This window comes from Haloferax sp. Atlit-12N, assembly GCF_003383095.1.
In the GTDB taxonomy this organism is placed as follows: domain Archaea; phylum Halobacteriota; class Halobacteria; order Halobacteriales; family Haloferacaceae; genus Haloferax.
In genome coordinates this window covers 44,072-64,705 of record NZ_PSYW01000002.1, presented here as the reverse complement: position 1 = coordinate 64,705, position 20,634 = coordinate 44,072, and the positions used below count along the sequence as shown (strand labels likewise).

The following is a 20,634-nucleotide window of genomic DNA, read 5'->3' as shown; positions in this document are numbered from 1 at the left end:
TCCGCAGTCTTGCGATTATCGAGCCATAAGTTATGAGAAAGTTATCTGGAGGCCACGAAAACAGTATCAGTCATCTATGGGAAAGAATTATACCACTTACGTCCGTAGTATGCTATATATTATGACCGGATATTACGACTACATTCTTGGGCTCATTCCGCTCACACTCCTCGGCATCACCGGCACGCTTACCGTCGCCGGGTTGCAGTTGACCACGGCAGTGCCGATGGCCGCGGGCATGGCCGCGCTCCTCACCGGCCACGCGCTCTTCGTGAACGGGCCCTCGTCGCCGTCCCCGTCCCGATTCGACGAACACGCCGGACCCAACGCCGCTGACGCGCCTTCTCCGTCGGTTCTCGACGCCGACTAATCCCCATCGCACGCCCGCCCGGCCGGTTCGCCGGCCCGCAGGGTTTTGACCGAAGGTCTCGTTTTTCCGACCATGACAGCGACGTTGTTCCTCACGAGCGACGAGGTTAGTGGACTGGCGACCCCGGCCGAGTACGTCGCGGCCGTCCGCGAGGGCTACAGGCAGCGCGGGGAGGGCGCGCCGGCCGAGCCGCGGACGAAGCTGTTCAACCGCGAGCCGCCGGGCATGCTCACCTCCTACGCGGCCGTGCTCCCCGAGACGGGCGCGATGGGCGGCTACATGTACTCCGCCGGCTTCGGCGCGGAGGACGCGTGGTTCATGACGCCGCTTTTCGACGCGGAGAGCGGCGAGCCGCTGGCGCTCCTCGACGGCGCGAGCATGAACCCCTTCAAGACCGGCGCGGCCGGTGGGGTCGGCATCGACGCCCTCGCCCGAGACGACGCCTCGACGCTCGCGCTCATCGGAAGCGGCGCGCAGGCCCGCGGACAGCTCCGGGCCGCCGCGACCGTCCGCGACCTCGACACCGTCTGGGTCTACTCGCCGACGAAGGAGAGCCGCGAGTCGTTCGCGGGCGAGATGGACCGCGCGCTCGACGCCAGCGTCGCCGCCGTCGCCTCCAGCGCCGCGGCCGTCGAGGGCGCGGACATCGTCGTCACGGCCACGACCGCCACGGACCCGGTGTTCGACGGCGACCTGCTCGAACCCGGCACACACGTCACCGCGATGGGCCAATACCACCCCGAAAAGCGCGAACTCGACGAGACGACCATCGAGCGCGCGACGTACGTCCCCGACCTCCGCGAGCGCGCCACGATGGACGCCGGGTCGTTCCTCGCCGCTGTCGAGGCCGGCGTCGTGGACGAAGACCACATCCACGCCGAACTCGGCGAGGTCGTCGCCGGCGTCGCCGCCGGGCGCGAGGACGACGAGGAGATAACCGTCTTCGACAGCGGCGGCACGGGCATCGAGACGGTCGCCGCGGCGCACATGCTCTACGAGAAGGCGCGCGACGAGGGACTCGGGACGACCATCGACTTCTCGCCGGCGAGCGAGTCGCTCACCGGCCAGTAAGCGTCCGCGCGCCCGTCAAATCGTCAGCCGCGCGACCCGCTCGGTCCCGACGAGGACGACCGGAACGAGCGCCAGCGCGCCGACGCCGACAACCGCCGGGACGACGACACCGGGCCAGAACGACCCCAGTTCGGTCTGCGCGAACGCGCCGAGCAGGGCCGTGCCGCCGACGACGAGGCTGTAGTACGCCGAGCGAATCGGGAGCGTCGGCAGGTGGCCGGGCCGCGGCCACGACCCGGTTCGGACGTAGCCGCCGCGGAAGGTGCCGACGGCGACGGCGCTCGCCGCGAGAGCGGTGAGGCCGGACAGCGACACCTCAGCTCTCGGGGTCGCGAAAAGCAGGAACCAGAGGGTCGGAATCGCCAGTACCGACACCTCCCACGCGGCGAAAAACACCTGGTCGAGCCAGCGGTCGACCCGCTTTGTCGTCTCCGAGAGCGCCCCCCACATCACGACTAGACGTAGGTTTCGGGCGGTTAAACGGTTTTTCCGGCGGTAGCAGCGAAGGCGGTCTACTGCAGTCGGTACCGGAGGACCGCCGCGATGCCCCCGAGGTTCTTCAACTGCTCGCCGGGCTGGAACTCCGCCGAGAACACGGTGACCTCGCCGCCCTTCTGTTCGACCGAGTCGATGATGTCGTTCACGTCCACGTCCCAGTCGCCGTCGCCCTGTCGCTCCGCGCGGAGCCGGGAGTCGAGGAGAAGCAGGTGTTCGACCGCGCCGAACTCCGCGGCCTCCGCGACCTGTTCGACGCCGTAGGCCGCCTTCGCGCCCGTCGAGATGTTCTCCATCAGTTCGTCGATGAGGTTGGCCTCCTCGGCGATGCGGGTCTGTTTCTGCACGTCGTCGACCGCGCCGCGCTTGAGCACCTCGTGGACGCCGCGGTCGCCGACGCCGGCGGTGTCGACGGTCGTGACGATGGTCTCTGCGACCGCGGGGAAGTTGTTCTCGAAGTAGTCCATCGCGTCGTTTTTCGTGAATCCCGGCCCGGCGAGGATGATGGCGTCCACCTCGAGGTGCGACAGCGCGGACCCGAGTTCGTCGAACAGTTCGGACCGCGGGCGGGCGTACTCGCCCTTCCCGGTCGGCTTCGTGAGCGAGGCGTACTCCTCGGTGCCGTACTGGGCGACGGTGTGGATGTAGGCCGCGCCCTCCTCGACGGTCGCGATGGCCACGTCGGGGTTCTCGGCGGCCTGTTCGGCCGTCTCGATGCGGTCTATCTGGTCGGCCTTGAAGTGCTTCTCGATGGTTATCTCGGCGCGCTCCTCGACGTTGAGGGTGTGGTGGTGGCCGAGTTGGTCCTCGCGGGAACAGGAGACGATGACGCCGCCGACGCGGAGGCGGTTGGCGAAGCGAGCGAACTCCACGTCGTCGACCTCGATGGTGACGTTGAGGTGCTCGCGCTCGCCGCCGGTGTCCCGCATCTGCTCGTCGTCGCGCTGGATGCGGCGGGTGGTGTCGCCGGAGACGAGGTCACCCGGCTCGAGGACGTACGAGAGGTGCCAGAGGTCGTCGACGTTCTCGGGGACGAGCGTGATTCGCTCGCGCCCCTCCTCGCCGCGACCGCGGCTCGAAATGCGCATACACGTCCGGTCGTCGGGGAACGGAAAAGAGTCCTGCTATCGCGGTCCTCCGCAATCGCCGTCGACTTACCACCCAGTCGACTGCTGGCCCTTGCCGGTGGCGTCGGCGAAGCCGCGGGCCCACAGGTAGAACGTTATCACCTGCACGTAGAACAGGACGAAGAGCCCGACGACGATGACCGAAAGGAGACCCCCGATGAAGCCGAGCACGACCGCGACGACGAGCGCGAGCAACCACGCGACGGCGTACTCGCCGGTGAACGCGCCCGAGAGGATAGTACGCACGTCGAAGCCGGCAGCGAGGTTCCCCTCGATGGCGAAGTTCGCCCCGGCGGCCGGCCCGAGGTAGGCCGCGAGCAGGCTGAGCACGAACACGAGGAGGCCGAGGACGACCGAGACGATACCGAGCCCGACGCCGCCCGCGGAGGACGCCGCCGCGCTCCCCGTCGCCGCCTCGGAGACGGTGAAGGTGCCGATGCCGATGATGACCGAGAGCAGCATCGACGGGACGATTGCCACTAACGCCCAGACGAACGTCACCACGAACAGCTTCAGGCCGTCGACGAACAGTCCGCCCCAGTCCGTGAACGAGGGCGCGGCCCGCTCGCCGTTCGCGGCCGCCTGCATCGCCCTGACGAAGTAGCCCTGCAGGATAATCCCCGGGAGTATCAGTACAGAAAGCAGCGAGAGAACCCCGCCGATAATCGTCGTCGCAACCCAGTCGTCGCTTCGCTTGAGAAACCACAGCGCGTCGGAGAGCATACCGTTGGGGTGTCGCGCCGCTAGCGGCTTAGATATTCCGTCGAAAATTCGGATTTTCGCTGACAGCTCAGACGGCGGGCTGTTCGCCCGGCGTCTCGCCCTCGTCCATCATCTCGATGTCGTGGAGTTCGCCCCACGTCTTGCCGATGATGTAGTAGGCAGCGACGGCCGCGTAGAACGTCACGAACGCCCCGACGACGAAGCCGAGAAGCGGGATGACGTTGAGGACGCCGACCACGATGGACGACGCGAACAGCACCGCGAAGGACATGAGCCACGCGGTGGCGTACTTGCCCGAGGTCAGGATGGGCCGGAGCGTGCCGAAGTCGAACGCCGCGCCCATGCGGTCGGTCTCAGCGTAGTTCGACAGCGCCGCCGGGATGAGGTACGCGGCGAGCAGGCCGAGGACGAACGCGAGCAGGAGGCCCACGAGCGCCACGATGCCGCCGACTGCGCCCGCGGCGTCGGAGCCGCCGGCCGCCGCGCCGACGATGCCCGCGAAGCCGAACACGCCCGCGATGATGGCCGGGACGAGCGCGTAGACGAACGCGATAGCGAAGCCTTTCACGCCGTCTATCGCCATGTCGCCCCAGTCGTCGAACACCGGGGGCTCCTCGTCGCCCTTCATGGTCGCGCGAACGACCCGAAGGAGATAGCCGATGACGAGGAACGTCGGGACGATGAGGAAGCTCAACAGGCCGAGGACGCCGCCGATGAGGACCGTCTTTACCCAGTCCTCGCCGTTTCGAAGGTAATTGAGTGATTCTGAAATCATGATGTTTCACCGAGCGCCACCACCCACCCACCCATCCACCGGCCGTTCGGCCGAATGTGAGATTCGCGGGTTGACACGCGCGCTCGAAGCAACATTACGACGAGAAAGTATATAATCTTGTACCCGACACGCCCGAATAATTGAATATTAAGCCGTCTAGCGTCTGGTTACCGGAAGACGGCGTCGACGTTTACGGAGAATTAAGGAGAAAGCCCCGCCCTTTAGGGCGGGGATCCGGCATAATCCTCCACAAACCACCGTTCAAACACTCGGATGGATATTCCACGCTGCGTAATCCATACTTTCAAGTAATATTCTCGACATAGGTTACGTATGGCGAAACAGGTCGTCACCCGCACCTATACTGCTTCCATACGGAACCAGCAACAGGTGTCCGACGACCTTGATTCGCTCGGGTTTTCAGCCTCGAAACTCTGGAACGTCGGACGGTGGATTTGTGACCGCGTATGGTCAGAGATTGGCCACATTCCCGGTCACAATGAACTCACCTCGTACCTCAAGTCGCACGAACACTATGATGACCTGCATTCTCAGTCAAGTCAGCGAGTCCTTCAAGAACTCGCTGAAGCGTTCACCGGCTGGTACGGCAAACGACGCAACGGAGACACGAGAGCAAACCCGCCGAAGTACCGCAAACACGGCGACGAACACCCCCGAAGCACGGTCACGTTCAAAGCCGCTGGCTTCAAACTCGACACCAAGTACGAGCGAGTCCGACTCTCGAAAGGCTCGAACCTGAAAGAATACTGGTCGGACTTCATTCTCTGCGAGTACCAGACTCGTCCTGACGTTGACCTCTCCACCGTGGAGAGCGTCCAACAGGTTCGAGCGGTTTGGACTGGTGACGAGTGGGAGCTACACTTCGTGTGCAAGGTCGAAATAGAGGTTGCTGAAGTCCCCGGTGAGAAGACCGTTGGAGTTGACCTCGGCGTCACCAACTTCGCCGCCCTCGCCTACGAGGACGGCCACAGCGAGTTGTATCCACTGAACTGCTTGAAGCAGGATGACTACTACTTCAGCAAGCGAATCGCTCGCTGTGACGACTCAGAATCTGACCAAGCGACACGGTTGAATCAGAAGAAATCGGCTCGCCGCACCCACTACTTCCACACCCTCTCCAAACACATCGTCCAACGATGTATTGATGAGGAGGTTGGAACGATTGTAGTTGGCGACCTCTCCGGTATCCGTGAGGATGAGGAAAATGGTGAGTCGAAGAACTGGGGCAAGCACGGCAACCTCGACTTGCACTCGTGGGCGTTCGACCGATTCACTTCGATGCTCAAATACAAGGCCGAGATGGAAGGCATATCGGTCGAACAAGTGTCTGAGCGTGATACGTCGAAGTCGTGTTCATGCTGTGGTCGGAAGCGGAAAGCGAACCGTGTTGAACGCGGGTTGTACGTGTGTGATGAGTGTGAGACGGTGGCGAATGCAGACGTGAACGGTGCTGAGAACATTCGGCAGAAAGTATCTCCGAGTCTCGCCTGTGATGGGGGAGATAGGAGTAACGGCTGGTTGGCACAGCCATCAACGTACCTGTTCGACCAAGAGAGCGGATGCTTCGCACCGCGAGAACAGGCCACGTCGTAAACCACAATATCCCAACGGCAGTCGGGAATCCTCGCCCTTCAGCGCGGAGAGGATGTCAATCGTCGACGATATCGCTCCCGCCCGGTGGGAGGAACTCCTGAATCTGGTCGGGTGATGCGATTTTTCTGACGAACGACTTGTCGGCGAAGCGCTCGCGGAGCCGGCGATAACACAGTTTCGCGGCGTCGTTCTGGGCGTACTGCCCCGGCGTGAGCGTCAGCGTCGTCTCCGCGCGCGCCTCGATTGCCGACGGCGGGCCACCGATGACGCGCGTCTCGTCCTCGCACTGGATGCCGACCGCGACCTTCGCGGCCACGTCCTCGAAGTATTCGCGGTCGCCGCGGATGACGAAGCTCCCCTTCTCAATGTACTCGCCGGATTCGGGCGTCTTCGACACCTGCGAGGGCTCAACCATGTAGGCGTCGTCGGCGAAGCGGCCCTCTTTCCAGATGGAGGAGTACGAGACGGCGAACTGCGCGGCCTCGCGGAGCGTCTCGTCGGAGAAGTCGACCGCCTGCGCGGGTTCGCTCGGCCCCGTCGCCTTCAGGAGCGTGACCGGCCCGCCGTGGGCCTGCGTGTGGAAGAAGCGGTCGTGCTTGCTCATGTACTTCTTCACTAACTCCTCGTTTTGGTCGGCGTTGCGGCCGCCGACGACGAGGTAGCCGCTGGAGGTGTGGAACCAGCGGAACCGCTCGAACCAGTGTTCCGTGGACTTGACGGGCACCGAGTCGAGCGCGAGCCAGTCGGTCTCCTCCGGTTCTTCGTCCTCGTCGTCCTCGTCGTCCTCGTCGTCGTCGGCCTCCCACTCGTCGCGGCGCTTCTTTACGGCCGCTAACTCCTCGCGGGTGTCCTCGATGGCCGCCAGCGCGCCCTCCTTTTTCTCCTCGATGCGCTTGGCCTCGGTGTAGAGGCGGTCGGCGTTCTTCTCGACGCCCATCGACACGTCGAGGGTGACGGTCGCGTCGTCGAGGTCGACGGTGACCGTTCCGTTCGCACCGTCGACGTTCGTGACGGCCTCGGCTTCGGGGATGCCCTGTTCGGCACCCTCCGCAAGCGTCTCGCCGATGTCGTCCCACGGGACGCCCTCCTCGCGCGCGCCGCGGACGGTCGAGAGCACGTCGTCGACGAGGTCGTAGTTGGCGTACAGCAGTTCGGCGCGCTCGCGCTCGTCTTGGGCCTGCTGTTCGAAGCCCTCGATTGCGCCCTCCTGCTGGTCGATGATGCGCTGTTGCTTGGCGATTTGCTCCTCGAAGTCCGGGCGGTCAGCGGTCGCCTCCTGCTCGTCGGCGGTCAAATCGAGCCGGAAGAAGTACTCGTCGAGCGCGTCGTTGAACGTGTCGTAGGCCTCCTCGTCGAGCCCGGCGTTCTGGTGTTCGCGCAGGGGGAAGGGCGTCACGTCCACGACTTCGCCGTCGTCGTCGAGGTAGAGCCGCGGGTCGAACTCCCCGGAGCGAACCTGCTGGCGGAGGTCGACGATGGCGTCGTAGATATCGTCGTAATCGTCGGCAGTCGCGTCGGTGATGTCGAGGGTCTTCTCCACGCCGGCGCGGGTACACAGCTCTTCGGCGTAGAGGCCGCCGAGGTTCAACTGAGTCGCGAGCGTCCGCACCACGTCGGTGTCGGACTGCTCCATGTTCCGGCCGAGGGCGTCGCGGCTGACGGTCAGGGGGTCGAGCCGCGAGGCAGGGTACTCGTACTGCGACCCCGGCGCGACCGTCCGCGACTTGAGCCGCACCGTCTCCAGACTGCGGACGACTTCGCCCGTCTCGTCGAGCACCGCGATGTTGCCCTGTCCGAACAGCTCGACGACGATTTTCGTGTTCTCGTCGCCGCGCTCGAACGTGAACGTGAGGATGCGGTCGAACTCGTACTGCTCGACGCCCGCGAAGTCGGCCCCGTTGAGCCGGTTTCTGAGCATCATCGCGAAGTTCGGCGGCCGACCGGGGGCGTCCGGCACGTGCTCCTGTGCGGCGAGGTGCGCGCGCTTTATCTCGCCCACTTCGAGAAGGAGTTCGAGCCGTCCGCGGTCGAAGTCCCGCATCTTGAGGCGAAGCAGGTCGTCGCCGTAGAGGTACGCCTTGTCGACCTTCGCGCCCTCGTACCGGTTCAACTCGGTGACGAGGGCCGCGAGGTCGACGCTCGTGAGTTCCCGCTTCGGGTCCATGGACTCGCTTTTTGGCGGCGAACGAAAAGGGGTGTCGTTTCCGCGGGTTCGACGGCCGCCCGAATCGGGGAGAAGATTCTTATCAGCCAGCAAGAATTTATTCGGTGAATGCGTCTCCGAGCCCTCGCTCTCGTCACCCTCGCCCTCCTCGTCGCGCTGGCCGCGCTCCCCGCCGGGAGCGTCCCCGCCGAAGCTCGACCCCCGCCAGAGGCCGTCTGCGGCGTCTGCGGCGAGGGGTTCGAAGAAGCAGGCGTCGACGCCGGCGTCCCGCTCACCGTCGAATCGAGCGCGCTTCGAGTCCGCGTCGGCGACGACGGCGTCGGCACGTGGACCGCTCGCGTCGAACTCGACGACGAGTCGGCCGCGACGTTCCGCGAGAACCCCGAACAACTCGACCGCGTCGTCCGCGGGACGTTCGAGAGCCACCGCGTGTTCACCGACGACCGCAGACGTCTCGAAACCCGGATGGACGGCGACACCGCGGTCGTGACCTTCGTGGTGCCCGAGATGGCGTATCGCGGCTACGACGACGTGCTGGTCGTGGACTACTTCCACGACGACGGTGTCAGAGGAACCGTCTACGTCGATGCCGACCGGTTCGTCGTGACCGGCCCCGAGGGGTCGACGCTCCTCACCGCGCCCACAGAAGTTCAGACCACCGAGACAGCCGCCGTCTGGAGCGCCGACGACGAGGGCGCGTCGAGCGTCGGGAGCCAGACGTACCTCACGTTCGGCCCCGACGCGGGACTCGCGACCACGGCCGCGGCCTACGCCAGTCTCGCCGCCGACTCGGGGCCCGGCATCCTCACGAACCTCGCGTGGGTCGCGTTCGTCCCGACGCTCGTGCTCACCATCGGCGTCCTCCTCATCCGGCACTTCGACCGCCGGTTCGGCGGCCGGGGCGTTCGACGCTTCGGCCCCGTCGTCGCGGGACTCGGCGTCATGTGGGGCCTCTGTCTCCTCGTCGTCCGGGCGCTCTCCGGGAGCGTCGCCGCGATGGCGTGGCTCCTCGCACTCCAACTCGTCGCGCTCGGCGTCGTCTCGGCGGTCCGGCCCGGGGCGCTCGGGTTCCGTCGTCTCGTCGCCGCCACCGTCGGACCGCAGGTCGCGCTCGCGGTCGCCACCGCGATTTCGATGCCGGGGCCGAACCCGTGGTTCTCGCTCAGCGCGCTCGCGTTAGAGGCCGCAGTCGTGCTGTTTCTCCCCCTCGGCTACGCGGCCCGGCGCGACGGGAACACGCGCCTGCTGTCGCTCGCCATCGTCGCCGCGCCCGTGGTATTCGCGCTTCCGCTGGTCCCCTTCGGCGGCTACGGCGTCCTGTTCGTCGGCGTGCTGCTCGTCGTCTGGGTGCTGGTGACGCTCGCGACCGGGTCGCTCGTCTACCGACTCGGCTGGGCACTCGGCGGCGAGTCGGTACGGGGTCAGGCCGACGATAGTACGCGAGCGACGGTGTAGCGCCCACCGAAGCCGAGCGCGAAGCGAGCGCGAACCCGAGGCTCGCGAGTCCGACATGAGAAACTCGCTCCGCAATCGTCAGGTAGTCGCCCGCAGAACTGCCCTCATGAGCGAATCCGATGTCCGCGTCGCGGTCACCGAGGGCGAGCGCGACGACGCCTTCGCCGTCCGCAAGGACGTCTTCGTGGACGAACAGGGCGTCGACGAGGAACTGGAGTGGGACGAACACGACGACCCCGACGCCGAGGCGGTCCACTTCGTCGCCTACCGCGACGGCGACCCGGTCGGCGCGGCCCGCTTGCGCGAGTACGAACCCGGCGTCGGCAAGGTCGAGCGCGTCGCCGTCCTCGACTCGGCCCGCGGCGAGGGCTGGGGGCGGCGACTCATGGACGCGCTCGAAACAGAGGCGCGCGAGCGCGGGTTCGACTCGCTTCTCCTCCACGGCCAGACGACCGCGGAGGGGTTCTACCACGGCCTCGACTACGAGACGACGAGCGACGTGTTCGACGAGGCCGGTATCCCCCACGTCGAGATGCGGAAGTCGCTGTAGTCGCCTAGTCCTCCGAGACCGACTTCTCCACCGGCCGACTGCGACGGTCCTCCCGCAACTGGAAGCCATCGGCCTCCTCGCGGGCGAGCAGTTCGCGCTGCGGGTAGGGTATCTTGATGCCCTCGCGGTCGAACGCGAGTTTCACGTTCCGAAGCACCTCGGCTTTCGCCTGCGCCCGGCGCGGGGCCGAGGGGTTCGTAATCCAAAAGCGCAGTTGGAGGCCGATGGCTGAGTCGCCGAACGTCGTCGGCATCACCTGCGGTTTCGGGACCCCTTCGACGAACTGGAGGTCCGAAAGCGCCTCCTCCGCCACCGACTCGGCGTGTTCGATGTCCGCCTCGTAGTCGATGCCCACGTCGAGGCGGAGCCGGAGGCGATTGCGCTTCGTCCGGTTGGTTATCTTCGCGTTCGTCACGCGGTCGTTGGGGAAGACGACCGTCTCGCCGTCGGCGTTGCTCAGTCTGGTGTTGATGATGGTGATGTCGGTGACGATGCCCTCGGCGTCGTCTATCTCCACCCAGTCGCCGAGTTCGAACGGCCGAGAGAACATCAGCACGAAGCCTGCGATGAGCGACCCGAGGGTCTGTCTCGCGGCCATACCGACCACGATGCCGAGGAAGCCCGCGCCGACGAGCAGGCCGCCGATTTGGACCTGCCAGACCGTGAGCGACGCCATCCCGACCGCGAGGAGGACGACCAGTTGGAGGACGCGGAAGACGATGCCCTGCTGGTGGGCGTTGATGTTGTCGGAGGCCGTCGCGTAGGAGTCCAGTTTCTCTTCGAGGACGTTCGTCCCGACGAGCGCCCCGGCGAACAGCGCGACCGTGGCCCCGAGTTTGGCGGCGTTCGGCACTGCGACGGCGAGGACTTCGGTGAGGTCCGCGGCGAGGCCAGTGTACCCCCAGAGGAGCAACAGCGACAGCGTCGCGACGACGAAGACCGCGAGTTGGAGCGTCCGGACGACGACCGTCGCGGGGAACAGCCACGCCGCGTCGGTGACGGCGTCGGGAACCCGCGGGTGGGCCAGTACCCGCGCTCGGAGCTCGGCGGTCGCCCGCGAGACGAGCCGCGGCGCGAGAAAGACCGCGATACCGAGCGCGAGCGCCACGAGCGCCGCCGAGATACCGAGTCGTTCTTCTGTCGAAACGAACTGTGCCAGTGCCGAACGGAGGTCCTGAAGCCACGTCGTCGCCTGCCCCTGAACCGCCGCACCCCCCTGTGGTGCCATTCTACCGTGTGCGGTCGGCCAAAAAGTAAAAGCGTGGCGGAGTGACAATCAGCGGTGAGAATCGGCCGAGGAGGGTGTTTTCGTCGGCTACAGCCGTTTCGATACGTACGGGCCAGTCCCACCTTTTTCCGAGACTCGCTGCGCTCGTCTCGCAAAAATCTGGACCAAAAAGCTGGTTCTCAGTCTACAGCCGCTTCGATACGTACGGGCCGTCTTGGTGGTAGCCGAGTTTCTGCTTGTAGTACTGCCGGACGCCGATACCCGAGATGACCGAAATCTTGTCGTAGCCGGCGTCGCGGGACAGTTCCTCGGCGTGCGCGAGGAGCTTCTTTCCGTAGCCCTTGTGCTGCCAGTCGCCGTCGGCACCGATGCCCGCCTCGGAGCCGTACACGTGGAGTTCGCGGACGAGCGCCGCATCTTGAAGCTCGCGGCGGACCGGGTTGCCGGGGAACCGGAGGCGACAGAAGCCGACGAGCAGGTCCTCGACGGGGTCCTCGAACGAGATGAAGTGCTCGGTCCCGCCGGCGACCTCGTAGGTCATCACGTCGAGTTCGATGCGCTCTGGGTCCGGGTCGGCCTCGTTCATGCCGACCTCGCGGGCGCGGATGTCCCGCTGGACGATGCCTCGTTCCTCGGCGCGCTGGGCGGCCAGTTGTCGGAGGTTCGACTTCCAGACGCCCGCGTCGATGAAGTCCGCGGGGATGTCCCGCTGGACGCGCTGGAGGCGGGTGTACTTCGGAATCATGCCCATGACCTCCGCGACGATGTCGGCGGCCTCCTCGTTGTTCAGCGGCTCGTACTCGTCGCGCCGCCACATGTCGTAGGTGATGGTGTCGCGGACGATGAGCGTCGGGTAGATTTTGAGATAGTCGGGTCGCCAGTCGCTGTTTTCGAACAGCTGACGGAAGTCCTCCAGACACATCTCCTTGGTCATCCCCGGCTGGCCGGGCATCATGTGGAAGCCGACCTTGAACGCCGAGTCGCGGAGCCGGCGGTTGGCGTCGATGGAGGCCTGAACGCCGTGGCCGCGGTGCATCTCGCGGTTGATGCGCTCGTAGGTCGTCTGGACGCCGACTTCGACCTTCGTCGCGCCCAAATCGAGCATCCGGTCTATCTGCTCGGGGTCGCACCAATCCGGCTTCGTCTCGAAGGTCGTCCCGATGTTGCGGATGTCGTTCGTCTCGTTTTCCGCGATGACGTCCTCGATGTACTTGAACTCGACATCCTCGGGGTCGGGCTTGAACGACCGGTCTTCCGCCGGTTCGGGCTCCTTGTCGAGGTCGTAGTCGTTCATGGCTTCGAGCGCCCGCTTGACGAACCACTCCTGGTAGTCGTGGCTCCGGGCGGTCATCGTCCCGCCCATCAAGATGAGTTCGACCTTGTCCACGGGGTGGCCGATGTGTCGAAGCTGTTCGAGGCGGAGCGTGACCTGCCCGTAGGGGTCGTAGTCGTTCTGGACGCCGCGGGCGGCCGCGGGCTCGTGGCCCGTGTACGACTGCGACGAGGAGAACTCGCTGGCTGGCCCGCCGGGACAGTAGAGGCACTTCCCGTGGGGGCACATGTGCGGCGAGGTCATGATGGCGACCGGCGAGACGCCGGAAGCGGTGCGGACGGGCTTGCGCTGAACGACCTCTTTGACCTCCTCGCGGCGGTCCTCCGGGGCGTACTGCAGAATCTCGGCGTTCTTCGGGACTTTCGGCGAGGAGTGTTCCGAACAGGCGTCGAGCTTTGCCGATTCGAGGTCGTCGCGGTCGACGTCGCCCGCGAGGATGCGCTCGACGAGCGCCTCGCAGGTCCGTTCGAACGCCTCGGACTCCGTCTCGGTCTCGGCGCTCACGGACACACCTCCCGTTCGGCGACGTGGTGGCGGTTCATGGGCGCGAATCGGGTCGTTTCGTGGATAAGCGTGTCGCTCGGGAGGCTACAGTTCGACGCGTCGAAGTACGTCGATATCTTCGGCCCCGTACGGTGTGAGAGGAAGCGACGCGAGTTCGAACGCCGAGACTGTCGTGTCTGGGACCTGTATCTCGCGGTTGTCCCGAACCCACGAATACGCCCGCTCGAATCCGTCGGTGGTCTCGAAGTGCGCGAGCGAGACGTGCGGGACGTAGTCGTCGCCCTCGTACTGAAACGTCGGCACGCCGTCGAGCGACCGTATCCGGTCATGAAGCGCGCGAAACTGGCCGTCGGCGTGCGGTTCCGCGAAGACGACTGACGGGAAGGCATTGAGCCGTCGAATCGAGACCTCGAACGGGTCGATGTCCGCCGTCGCGGCTTCGAGGTCTCTCGTGATGGTGTCGAGTTCTTCGGGAGTGATTTTCTCGGAACCGTTGCCGGACTCGCTCGGCCCGAACCCCACGAGTTTGAGCGTCACGTGGAGGGTGTCCTCGTCGTCGAGCGAGACGCCCGGAATCGACCCGAGTTCGGTGCGAACGGGCGAGAGCGCATCGAGAACGGTCTCGTCTTCGATTCGAACCCAGCAGACGTACTCTTCGGTCAGACCGCGTGCGCGCTGGTCGGCGAAGCTCCCGCTCTGGAGGGTAGGGTCGCTCGTCTGCGTCCGCGACCAGACCGCGTCGTAGTCGGGAGAAGACGAATCCTCGGTCATCTTCGGGGAGACGCCCCGAGCGGTCAAAAAAGATGAGGAGGAGTCTGGATTGCGGCTTAGAACTGCTCGGCGGCGGCGTCGAGGACGGCTTCGAGCGCCTCGTCGCGCGCGCCGGTCAGGAACTCGATGCGACCTTCGCGGATGCCCGCGGCGGCGAGACCGGCGGCGGGCGCTTTCTCGGCGGCCGACTCGACGACCGCGCGGAGGTCGAGGTCGCCCGTGGCGCGGAGGTAGAGTTCGTCCATGCCGAGCGCGACGGTCACGAAGGAATCACCCTCGCGGGTGCGGCGGTGGAGTTCGTCCACGAGCAGGCCCGTCGGCGGGAAGTCGAAGCGGTGACTGTAGGCGTCGGAGTCGAGGACGGCCGCGGAGATAGCACCGACGTCACGGCGTTCGAGGTTCGCCTGCGCCGTCTCGATTTCGTCTTCGACCTTGATGCGGAACTGCTCGGAGACGTGGCCGGCGAGGCCCTCGTCGGCGTCGAACAGCAGGTCGGCGATGAGTTCACGCTTGTCCTGATACGACTGGTAGTAGGCTTCCAGCGCGACGGCCTCACGGAGTTCGCGGACGCGGTCGGCGTCGAAGCCGTGCGACTCGGCGAGGTCGAGGTACTGCTGCGGGCAGTTCTCCCAGTAGCTGACGGCGGGGAGGTGCGACACGTCGTCGCGGATGTCCTCGTTGACGGCGACCGAGAGCGTGGAGGCGAGCGCGCCGACCGAGAGGTCGCGGGCGTCGGCTCCCTCGCGGGCAGGGTTGACGAGCACGTCGACTTCCTCGGCGACCTCGTCGTCGGCGGGCGCGGCGTCGACGACGACGCGCTCGGAGCCGTAGACGCCGAGCAGGCCGAGACCGTCGAGGGACTCGGCGGTCGAGCCGGCACCGAGGAGAAGCACGAGCGGGAGCTTCTCGTCGTGGCGGTCGCGGTCTTCGAGCATCCGCGTCACGTCGTTCGTGGCGGCGTCCATGCCGTAGACTGCCTCCTCGAGCGGGCGACGGGTGAAGTAGTGGTACTCGGCGTCGTCGCGGGGGTGCTCGTCTCGGATGAGCGGGAGCACGGCGCGCTCGACGGCGGCGCCGGCGACGTAGCCGTCGGCGGTGGCCGTGTGGCGGACGACGATAGGGCGCGATTCGAGGACGGCGCGGCGGATGGCCTCCGCGGCGTCGAGCAGCGACTTGCCGACGGCGGCGACCGGCTCGTGGGCCGCGAGGGGCGCGACGGCGTCCGGGCGGGCCTCGTCCGAGAGGGCGTCCGCGAGGCGCTGGGCCACGGTGTCGGCCTCGCCGCCGTCGAGAATCGTCAGCTCCTCGGTCTCGATCTGGAGTTCGCCGCGGCGGCGCTCGACCTCGCCGTCGATGCGGACGTAGTCGCCCACTTCGACTTCGGGGTACGCGCGGACGCCGGCCTCGACGAAGGCCGCGCAGTCGGCGATGGCCGTCTCGTCGCGGAGTTCGAACACCGTCGGGCCGCCGGTCTGGCGGACGCTGGCGATTTCGCCCTCGACGCGAATTACGTCGCCGACGCGGTCGTCGATACTGGCGAGCGTCACGCGTTCGGCTTCGTCGTCCTCGGCGTCAGCCTCGGTCTCGACTTCCTGCTCGGCGTCGGTGTCGTCCTGTTCGGGCTCCGATTCGGGCTCGACCTCGCTCTCCGGTTCCGCTTCCGCTTCGACGTCCTGCTCGGACTCGCCGTTGGCGGCGATGTCGTCGACGACGTCTCCGGCGGTCGGCGCGCGGTCCTCGTCTCCGGCGTCGGACTCGGACTCAGACGCGGCGTCCTGCTCGGGTTCAGGTTCGGGCTCAGATTCGGCTTCCTGTTCAGGTTCGGACCCGGTCGTCTCGGACGACGTGCTCGCGCCGACGGGCTTCGTCGTCTTGCCTGTCTTCGGGCGCGTCTTGACGGTCGCCGGGCCGCTGCTCTCGGCTTCCTTCTCGACGGGCTGGCCGTCGGCGTCGCCGTCGGGGTCGTGGATGCGAGCGCCGCGGAACTCCGAGTCGGACTGGCGAATCGACCAGCCGAGGTCGATGTTGCCGTTGTCGCGGACGTTCTTCACCTGGACGAACACCTCGTCGCCCGGCTCCCACTCGAGGGATTCGAGGCGGCGGTCGAGTTCGCTGCGGTGCAGAAGTCCGGTCACGTTCGAAGCGAGGTCGACGAAGACACCGAAGTCGGCGTACCCGTCGACGGTGCCCTTGTAAAATCGGCCGGGGACGAGCTGGTGGGGGCTATTGCCCCGGAATTCGAACCAGACGTCCTCCTCGTGCGTAATCCAATCCATTGCGTTGAGCAAACAACCCCTAACTAAAACGATTGTCGAAAAACGCTCAGGGGAGCGGAGCGCGTGCACGGGCGAAAAAACGGCGCTCCGTCGGTCGAAACGCGGGAATTCGAGGCGAGGTTCGGCTCAGACGAGCGCGAGCGCCGCGGCGAGTTCCGAGAGGGCGCGGAAGCCGCCGAAGGCGTAGCCGAACACCACGCCGGCGGGGACGGCCGCGGCGAGCGCCGCCTTCGGAACCGTCGTCTGGTGGACCTCGCTGATGCCGACGACGAGGAGGACCGCGCCGTAGACGGCGCACAGCGCGCGAAAGCCGGGAATCGGGAGGCTGGCGAAGGCGCACGGCGCGGCGGCGTAGGCGATGACCTGCACCGTCTCGCTCACTCCTGCGCGGCGGGACAAAAGCGGGATGAGAAGCGCCGTCTGGATGGCCGCCGTCAGGTGGAGGAGCGCCGGCGCGACGAACAGCGCGACGACGAGCAGGGCGACGAGCGCCGAGACGAGCGGGCCGCCCTCGATGGCCGGAATCGTCGCCGGCGCGAAGGCGAACCCGAGGCCCTGATAGACGAGTGCCACCGCGATGGCGAACACGAGGCCGGGCGCTTGGTCGCCGGGAGCGACGCCGTCGCGGAAGAACTGGCGTGGGCGAACGACCACGGCGACCCACGCGCGGAGGATACCGGTCGGTCCGCGGTCGCGGCCCTCCCGTGGGGTTTCGACCCAAGTAGTCACGCTAGCCTCTAGTCCCGCCGGAGGGTATGACAGTTCCGGCACCGCGCCTCGTAGGACTCCTCCGCGCCGACGAGGATGGTAGGGTCGTCGACGTGCGCGGGTTCGCCGTCGATGAGTCGCTGGTTCCGGGTCGCCGGCTCGCCGCAGACGGTGCAGATGGCTTGGAGCTTGTCGACGTACTCCGCGAGCGCCATCAGTTGCGGGAGCGGGTCGAACGGTTCGGCGCGGAAGGTCTGGTCGGTCCCCGAGACGAGGACGCGCTTGCCGTCGGCGGCCAGCGCCTCGCACACGTCGACCAGCTCGGCCGAGAAGAAGTTGGCCTCGTCGATGGCGACCACGTCCTCGCCGTTGAGTTCCTCGGCGATTTGCCAGACGCCCTCGCCTTCGGAGGGGACGACGCTCGCCTCCCACGAGCGACCGGCGTGAGAGCCGACCGTCGTCTCGCCGTAGCGGTCGTCGAGTTGGGGCTTGAACACCGAAATCTCCTGCCCCGCGATTTCGGCCCGGCGGAGGCGTCGGAGGAGTTCCTCCGTCTTCCCCGAGAACATAGAGCCGGAGATGACCTCTATCCATCCGCTCTGCGTGATGGCGTGCATATCCTGACTGGGGGACGAGGAGGGTCAAAACGATTGTTCATCTGCCGCGACGGTCGGGCGTCGAGACGGGTCGACTCCGCGGAACGTTGACGGGGTCGAGACGGCGCAGTCGGGGCGACGCGTGACGGCGACTCAGTCGTCCGCGCCGACGTTCTCGCCGCTCTCGAACGTCGGTGGCTCCGGCTCGATGTTGGCGTAGACGACCGCGTCCCGCCCGAGTCGCTCGACCCGCTCGCGCAGGTCCTCGTTCGCGAGGTCGTCGCCGTCGAACGACGAGGAGACGCGGGGAATCGCGACTTGGTGGGGGAGCACCCACGAGTTCAGCGACCGGCAGACCGACCGGAGGTGTTCGAGGGCGGTCACGGGGAACGAGCCGCCGGCGACGGCGAGGAGGCCCACGGTCTTCTCGCCGAACTCGTCGAAGCCGCAGTAGTCGAGCGCGTTCTTGAGGACGCCGGAGTACGAGCCGTGATAGACCGGCGTACCGAGGATGACCGCGTCCGCGCCGTCGACGACGTGGCGGAGTTCGGCCGAATCCCCTTGCTCGTCGTAGTCGGCATCGAGCGGCGGGAGGTCGTACTCGCGGAGGTCAACGAGTTCCGTCGTACCGCCGGCGGCCGACGCGCCGGCGAGGACGTGTTCGAGCGCCAATCGGGTGTAGCTGTGGTCGCGGAGACTGCCGCAGATGGCGACCACGTGTGGCTGCGTCATACCCTGTATCTCCGTGAGCGCCGTGAAAATCTCGTCGGCCGCACTCGGCCGTGCCGGATGGACACAACACACAGGAACCCGGGCCGCGAAAACCAGCCATGAACGTCGTCTTCCACGTCTCCAGCGCCGACCTCGGTGACTGGCGGCACGCCATCCGCAACGTCCGAAACCTGCTCGACGACGAGACGGTCGAGACGGGCGAGGTCACGCTTCTCGCCAACGGCGACGCAGCGCTCCTCTTTCTCGCCGACTCGCCCGTCCGCGACCGCCTCGACCCGCTGTTCGAGGCCGACGTTCGCTGTTGCGCCTGTCAGAACTCCCTCGACGGCCGCGGCATCGACACCGACCGACTGGCCGACGGCGTCGAGGTCGTTCCCTCTGGTGTCGGCGAGCTCGTGACGCGGCAGGCGGCGGGCGATGCCTATCTGAAGGTGCCGTAGGCGTCGGTGCGCGTCACCCCGAGCCGACGAACTCCCGGAGCACCGTCGCCTCGGCCTTTCGGAGTAGCTCACCGGCCGTACTCGTCGAGCAGTCGAGCACGTCGGCCACGTCCGCGACCGACCCCTCGCGAGGGATTTCGTAGTAGCCGGTCGAGACCGCGGTCTCCAGCGCGGCCCGCTGTCGGTCGGTGAGCTGCGAGGGGGACCGCCGCCGGTCGAAGGGTTGCACGCGCTCGACCGTGAGGTCGCCGAGCGCCGCGATATCGTCGTAAAACGCGCTGAGCGCCGACACCTCGCCGACAGCCTCGAACCGGACGGAGCCGGTGGCGTGAAACACCACCGGTGGGAGGAATATCACCCGCGAGTCAGCGATGACTCCGAGAAGCGGGTCCGCGAACTCGTAGTCGCGCTGGTGGAGGAAGCCGTAGGTCCCCTCCGCGCTCTCGACGAAGTGCGACCGCACGAGCGAATCGACGCCCGAAACGAGCGCGTCGGCCGCGTCTCGGTCGCCGTCGAACCAGAACAGCGTCGTCGCGTCGGCCGTCGGACTCCACATCAACAGCTCCGCCCGGTCGACCGGCGAGTCGCGCATCATCCCGCGCTGGAGCGGGTGGACCAGTCGGTCCGGGTAGTCGACCGAGAACTGGGCGTGTTTCATTCCGTTTCGACCGACCGTTTTTCGGTCCGGTATATCAAACGCGGTGGTGCGATTCGGCGGCGGCGGTCGACCCCGACAAACCGTCCGAAGCGTCCGGGTCGAGCGACCCCGCGGCACGGCACTGTTCGTCCAGCGCGTCGGGGACGCTCCGGAGGAGCGTCCGGAGGTGGTCTGTGCCGCGCACCTCTCGAAGCCGCGCGCCGGGTATCGCGGATTCGAGGCGTTTCGCCCCGGATATCGGGACGTTCGTGTCGGCGTCGCCGTGCCACAGGGACACGTCGGCTTCGATGTCGTCGAAGGGAATCCCCCACGGCGCGGCCGCGGCCCGGAAGTCGTCGACTACGCCCCGCCGCGAGTGACTGACCGCCGCCACGAAGTCGTCTCGAACCAGCGCGGCGACCCCGTCAGGGACCGCTTCGGTCGCGTCGTCGGCCGTGTACTGCGCGACGACGAGCGAAGGGTCAAGCCTCCCGGCGAGCCATGCCTGTCCGCGGAAGAGACTGCCGAGGAGTGCCGGCGCGTTCGTCGCCAGCCACGACAGGAACCGCTGCGGGCTGGGCGTCCGCTCGCGCGCTTCCGGCGGGACCGCCCCCGCGACGACGCTCACGTGCTGAACTCTGTCCGGCCGCGCCGCCGCGGCGGCCAACGCGTCGCGGCTCCCGCCGGAGAACGCGACCAGCCCCGCCGACTGCGCGCCGATGTCGTCGAGGAGCGCGTCGAAGAAGTCCGCGGATGTAGGTTCCGCGGGTCGCTGGCTCGGGTCACTCGATTCCTCGGGTATCGGGCGCGGCGACGAACGTCCGTAGCCGGGTCTGTCGGGGGCAAGGACTCTGATTCCGCGTTCCTCAGCGGGCGCGTCAAACAGCGCTCCGAGCAGGCGCGACCCCGGCGCGCCGTGGAGAAACACGACCGGGATGCCGTCGGAATCGCCGTACTCGGCGTATGCGAGTCGCCCTCCGTCGTCCAGCGCGAGGGTCTTCGCTTCGGCGGACTCCGCGGCTTCGCGAGGGTCGAACGAAGACGCGTCGCGTGTTGCCATCGAGT

At 66.8% G+C, this 20,634-nt stretch carries 20 protein-coding genes; 6 read left to right on the top strand and 14 right to left on the bottom strand.

What is annotated here, in order from left to right:
* Window positions 1-121: 121 nt before the first annotated feature.
* Window positions 122-370 (top strand): hypothetical protein, encoded by a 249-nt coding sequence (locus tag C5B90_RS08525; protein WP_115880746.1) that lies wholly within the window; start codon window positions 122-124, stop codon window positions 368-370.
* Window positions 371-442: 72 nt separating this feature from the next.
* Window positions 443-1,441, top strand: coding sequence for an ornithine cyclodeaminase family protein (locus C5B90_RS08520; RefSeq protein WP_115880744.1), 999 nt, complete (start codon window positions 443-445; stop codon window positions 1,439-1,441).
* Window positions 1,442-1,456: 15 nt separating this feature from the next.
* Here the strand turns inward: C5B90_RS08520 and C5B90_RS08515 are convergent, their stop codons facing one another.
* The 4 genes from C5B90_RS08515 to C5B90_RS08500 form a co-directional block, all read right to left on the bottom strand.
* Entirely contained in the window at window positions 1,457-1,891 is a 435-nt protein-coding gene (locus C5B90_RS08515; RefSeq protein WP_115880742.1) for a hypothetical protein, read from the bottom strand.
* A 62-nt stretch (window positions 1,892-1,953) separates the two neighbouring features.
* Window positions 1,954-3,024, bottom strand: a complete 1,071-nt coding sequence (locus tag C5B90_RS08510) for an mRNA surveillance protein pelota (protein ID WP_115880740.1) — start codon at window positions 3,022-3,024, stop codon at window positions 1,954-1,956.
* Between the two features lie 66 nt (window positions 3,025-3,090).
* A complete protein-coding gene (locus C5B90_RS08505; protein WP_115880738.1) occupies window positions 3,091-3,786 on the bottom strand; it encodes a DUF4013 domain-containing protein in 696 nt (231 codons plus the stop codon).
* 67 nt (window positions 3,787-3,853) lie between these two features.
* Entirely contained in the window at window positions 3,854-4,561 is a 708-nt protein-coding gene (locus C5B90_RS08500; RefSeq protein ID WP_115880736.1) for a DUF4013 domain-containing protein, read from the bottom strand.
* 333 nt (window positions 4,562-4,894) lie between these two features.
* Here C5B90_RS08500 and C5B90_RS08495 point away from each other — a divergent pair, with 333 nt between their 5' ends.
* The gene (locus tag C5B90_RS08495; RefSeq protein ID WP_115880734.1) at window positions 4,895-6,175 is read left to right on the top strand and encodes an RNA-guided endonuclease TnpB family protein; all 1,281 of its coding nucleotides are present in this window, start codon (window positions 4,895-4,897) and stop codon (window positions 6,173-6,175) included.
* A 55-nt stretch (window positions 6,176-6,230) separates the two neighbouring features.
* Here the strand turns inward: C5B90_RS08495 and rqcH are convergent, their stop codons facing one another.
* Entirely contained in the window at window positions 6,231-8,339 is a 2,109-nt protein-coding gene (gene rqcH / locus C5B90_RS08490) for a ribosome rescue protein RqcH (protein ID WP_115880732.1), read from the bottom strand.
* Window positions 8,340-8,447: 108 nt separating this feature from the next.
* Here rqcH and C5B90_RS08485 point away from each other — a divergent pair, with 108 nt between their 5' ends.
* Together C5B90_RS08485 and C5B90_RS08480 are read left to right on the top strand one after the other, a co-directional pair.
* A complete protein-coding gene (locus C5B90_RS08485) occupies window positions 8,448-9,794 on the top strand; it encodes a hypothetical protein (protein WP_115880730.1) in 1,347 nt (448 codons plus the stop codon).
* Between the two features lie 106 nt (window positions 9,795-9,900).
* Window positions 9,901-10,344, top strand: coding sequence for a GNAT family N-acetyltransferase (locus C5B90_RS08480; protein ID WP_115880728.1), 444 nt, complete (start codon window positions 9,901-9,903; stop codon window positions 10,342-10,344).
* A gap of 4 nt (window positions 10,345-10,348) precedes the next feature.
* Here C5B90_RS08480 and C5B90_RS08475 read toward each other — a convergent pair whose 3' ends face one another.
* The 7 genes from C5B90_RS08475 to C5B90_RS08445 form a co-directional block, all read right to left on the bottom strand.
* Window positions 10,349-11,572 carry a mechanosensitive ion channel family protein gene (locus C5B90_RS08475; protein ID WP_115880726.1) on the bottom strand — a complete coding sequence of 408 codons (1,224 nt, stop codon included), beginning with the start codon at window positions 11,570-11,572 and terminating at the stop codon, window positions 10,349-10,351.
* A gap of 184 nt (window positions 11,573-11,756) precedes the next feature.
* Complete coding sequence (locus C5B90_RS08470; protein ID WP_058568933.1) at window positions 11,757-13,415, bottom strand: tRNA uridine(34) 5-carboxymethylaminomethyl modification radical SAM/GNAT enzyme Elp3; 1,659 nt, start codon at window positions 13,413-13,415, stop codon at window positions 11,757-11,759.
* Between the two features lie 78 nt (window positions 13,416-13,493).
* Complete coding sequence (locus C5B90_RS08465) at window positions 13,494-14,180, bottom strand: 2'-5' RNA ligase family protein (protein WP_115880724.1); 687 nt, start codon at window positions 14,178-14,180, stop codon at window positions 13,494-13,496.
* Window positions 14,181-14,236: 56 nt separating this feature from the next.
* Window positions 14,237-16,456 carry a DHH family phosphoesterase gene (locus C5B90_RS08460; RefSeq protein WP_115880722.1) on the bottom strand — a complete coding sequence of 740 codons (2,220 nt, stop codon included), beginning with the start codon at window positions 16,454-16,456 and terminating at the stop codon, window positions 14,237-14,239.
* Window positions 16,457-16,582: 126 nt separating this feature from the next.
* Entirely contained in the window at window positions 16,583-17,110 is a 528-nt protein-coding gene (locus tag C5B90_RS08455) for a YIP1 family protein (protein WP_115882454.1), read from the bottom strand.
* Between the two features lie 83 nt (window positions 17,111-17,193).
* Window positions 17,194-17,781, bottom strand: coding sequence for a thymidine kinase (locus tag C5B90_RS08450; RefSeq protein ID WP_115880720.1), 588 nt, complete (start codon window positions 17,779-17,781; stop codon window positions 17,194-17,196).
* A gap of 132 nt (window positions 17,782-17,913) precedes the next feature.
* Window positions 17,914-18,492: an NADPH-dependent FMN reductase gene (locus C5B90_RS08445; RefSeq protein WP_115880718.1), complete on the bottom strand. Its 579-nt coding sequence runs from the start codon at window positions 18,490-18,492 to the stop codon at window positions 17,914-17,916.
* 98 nt (window positions 18,493-18,590) lie between these two features.
* Between C5B90_RS08445 and C5B90_RS08440 the strand changes: the two genes are divergently transcribed.
* Entirely contained in the window at window positions 18,591-18,932 is a 342-nt protein-coding gene (locus tag C5B90_RS08440) for a DsrE family protein (RefSeq protein WP_115880716.1), read from the top strand.
* Window positions 18,933-18,945: 13 nt separating this feature from the next.
* On the opposite strand, the gene C5B90_RS08435 is transcribed toward C5B90_RS08440, so the two are convergent.
* On the bottom strand, window positions 18,946-19,590 hold the full coding sequence (locus C5B90_RS08435) for a helix-turn-helix domain-containing protein (RefSeq protein ID WP_115880714.1): 645 nt from the start codon (window positions 19,588-19,590) through the stop codon (window positions 18,946-18,948).
* Between the two features lie 34 nt (window positions 19,591-19,624).
* Window positions 19,625-20,629, bottom strand: a complete 1,005-nt coding sequence (locus C5B90_RS08430) for an alpha/beta fold hydrolase (protein ID WP_115880712.1) — start codon at window positions 20,627-20,629, stop codon at window positions 19,625-19,627.
* Window positions 20,630-20,634 lie beyond the last annotated feature (5 nt).

What these genes read in the sequence shown, in the direction of transcription:
- C5B90_RS08515 (WP_115880742.1), bottom strand. Translation starts at nt 1,891, where the DNA reads ATGTGGGGGGCGCTCTCGGAGACGACAAAGCGGGTCGACCGCTGGCTC.
- C5B90_RS08430 (WP_115880712.1), bottom strand. Translation starts at nt 20,629, where the DNA reads ATGGCAACACGCGACGCGTCTTCGTTCGACCCTCGCGAAGCCGCGGAG.
- C5B90_RS08480 (WP_115880728.1), top strand. Translation starts at nt 9,901, where the DNA reads ATGAGCGAATCCGATGTCCGCGTCGCGGTCACCGAGGGCGAGCGCGAC.
- C5B90_RS08510 (WP_115880740.1), bottom strand. Translation starts at nt 3,024, where the DNA reads ATGCGCATTTCGAGCCGCGGTCGCGGCGAGGAGGGGCGCGAGCGAATC.
- C5B90_RS08500 (WP_115880736.1), bottom strand. Translation starts at nt 4,561, where the DNA reads ATGATTTCAGAATCACTCAATTACCTTCGAAACGGCGAGGACTGGGTA.
- C5B90_RS08495 (WP_115880734.1), top strand. Translation starts at nt 4,895, where the DNA reads ATGGCGAAACAGGTCGTCACCCGCACCTATACTGCTTCCATACGGAAC.
- C5B90_RS08450 (WP_115880720.1), bottom strand. Translation starts at nt 17,781, where the DNA reads ATGCACGCCATCACGCAGAGCGGATGGATAGAGGTCATCTCCGGCTCT.
- C5B90_RS08520 (WP_115880744.1), top strand. Translation starts at nt 443, where the DNA reads ATGACAGCGACGTTGTTCCTCACGAGCGACGAGGTTAGTGGACTGGCG.
- C5B90_RS08525 (WP_115880746.1), top strand. Translation starts at nt 122, where the DNA reads ATGACCGGATATTACGACTACATTCTTGGGCTCATTCCGCTCACACTC.
- C5B90_RS08435 (WP_115880714.1), bottom strand. Translation starts at nt 19,590, where the DNA reads ATGAAACACGCCCAGTTCTCGGTCGACTACCCGGACCGACTGGTCCAC.
- C5B90_RS08460 (WP_115880722.1), bottom strand. Translation starts at nt 16,456, where the DNA reads ATGGATTGGATTACGCACGAGGAGGACGTCTGGTTCGAATTCCGGGGC.
- C5B90_RS08440 (WP_115880716.1), top strand. Translation starts at nt 18,591, where the DNA reads ATGAACGTCGTCTTCCACGTCTCCAGCGCCGACCTCGGTGACTGGCGG.
- C5B90_RS08445 (WP_115880718.1), bottom strand. Translation starts at nt 18,492, where the DNA reads ATGACGCAGCCACACGTGGTCGCCATCTGCGGCAGTCTCCGCGACCAC.
- C5B90_RS08465 (WP_115880724.1), bottom strand. Translation starts at nt 14,180, where the DNA reads ATGACCGAGGATTCGTCTTCTCCCGACTACGACGCGGTCTGGTCGCGG.
- C5B90_RS08485 (WP_115880730.1), top strand. Translation starts at nt 8,448, where the DNA reads ATGCGTCTCCGAGCCCTCGCTCTCGTCACCCTCGCCCTCCTCGTCGCG.
- rqcH (WP_115880732.1), bottom strand. Translation starts at nt 8,339, where the DNA reads ATGGACCCGAAGCGGGAACTCACGAGCGTCGACCTCGCGGCCCTCGTC.
- C5B90_RS08505 (WP_115880738.1), bottom strand. Translation starts at nt 3,786, where the DNA reads ATGCTCTCCGACGCGCTGTGGTTTCTCAAGCGAAGCGACGACTGGGTT.
- C5B90_RS08475 (WP_115880726.1), bottom strand. Translation starts at nt 11,572, where the DNA reads ATGGCACCACAGGGGGGTGCGGCGGTTCAGGGGCAGGCGACGACGTGG.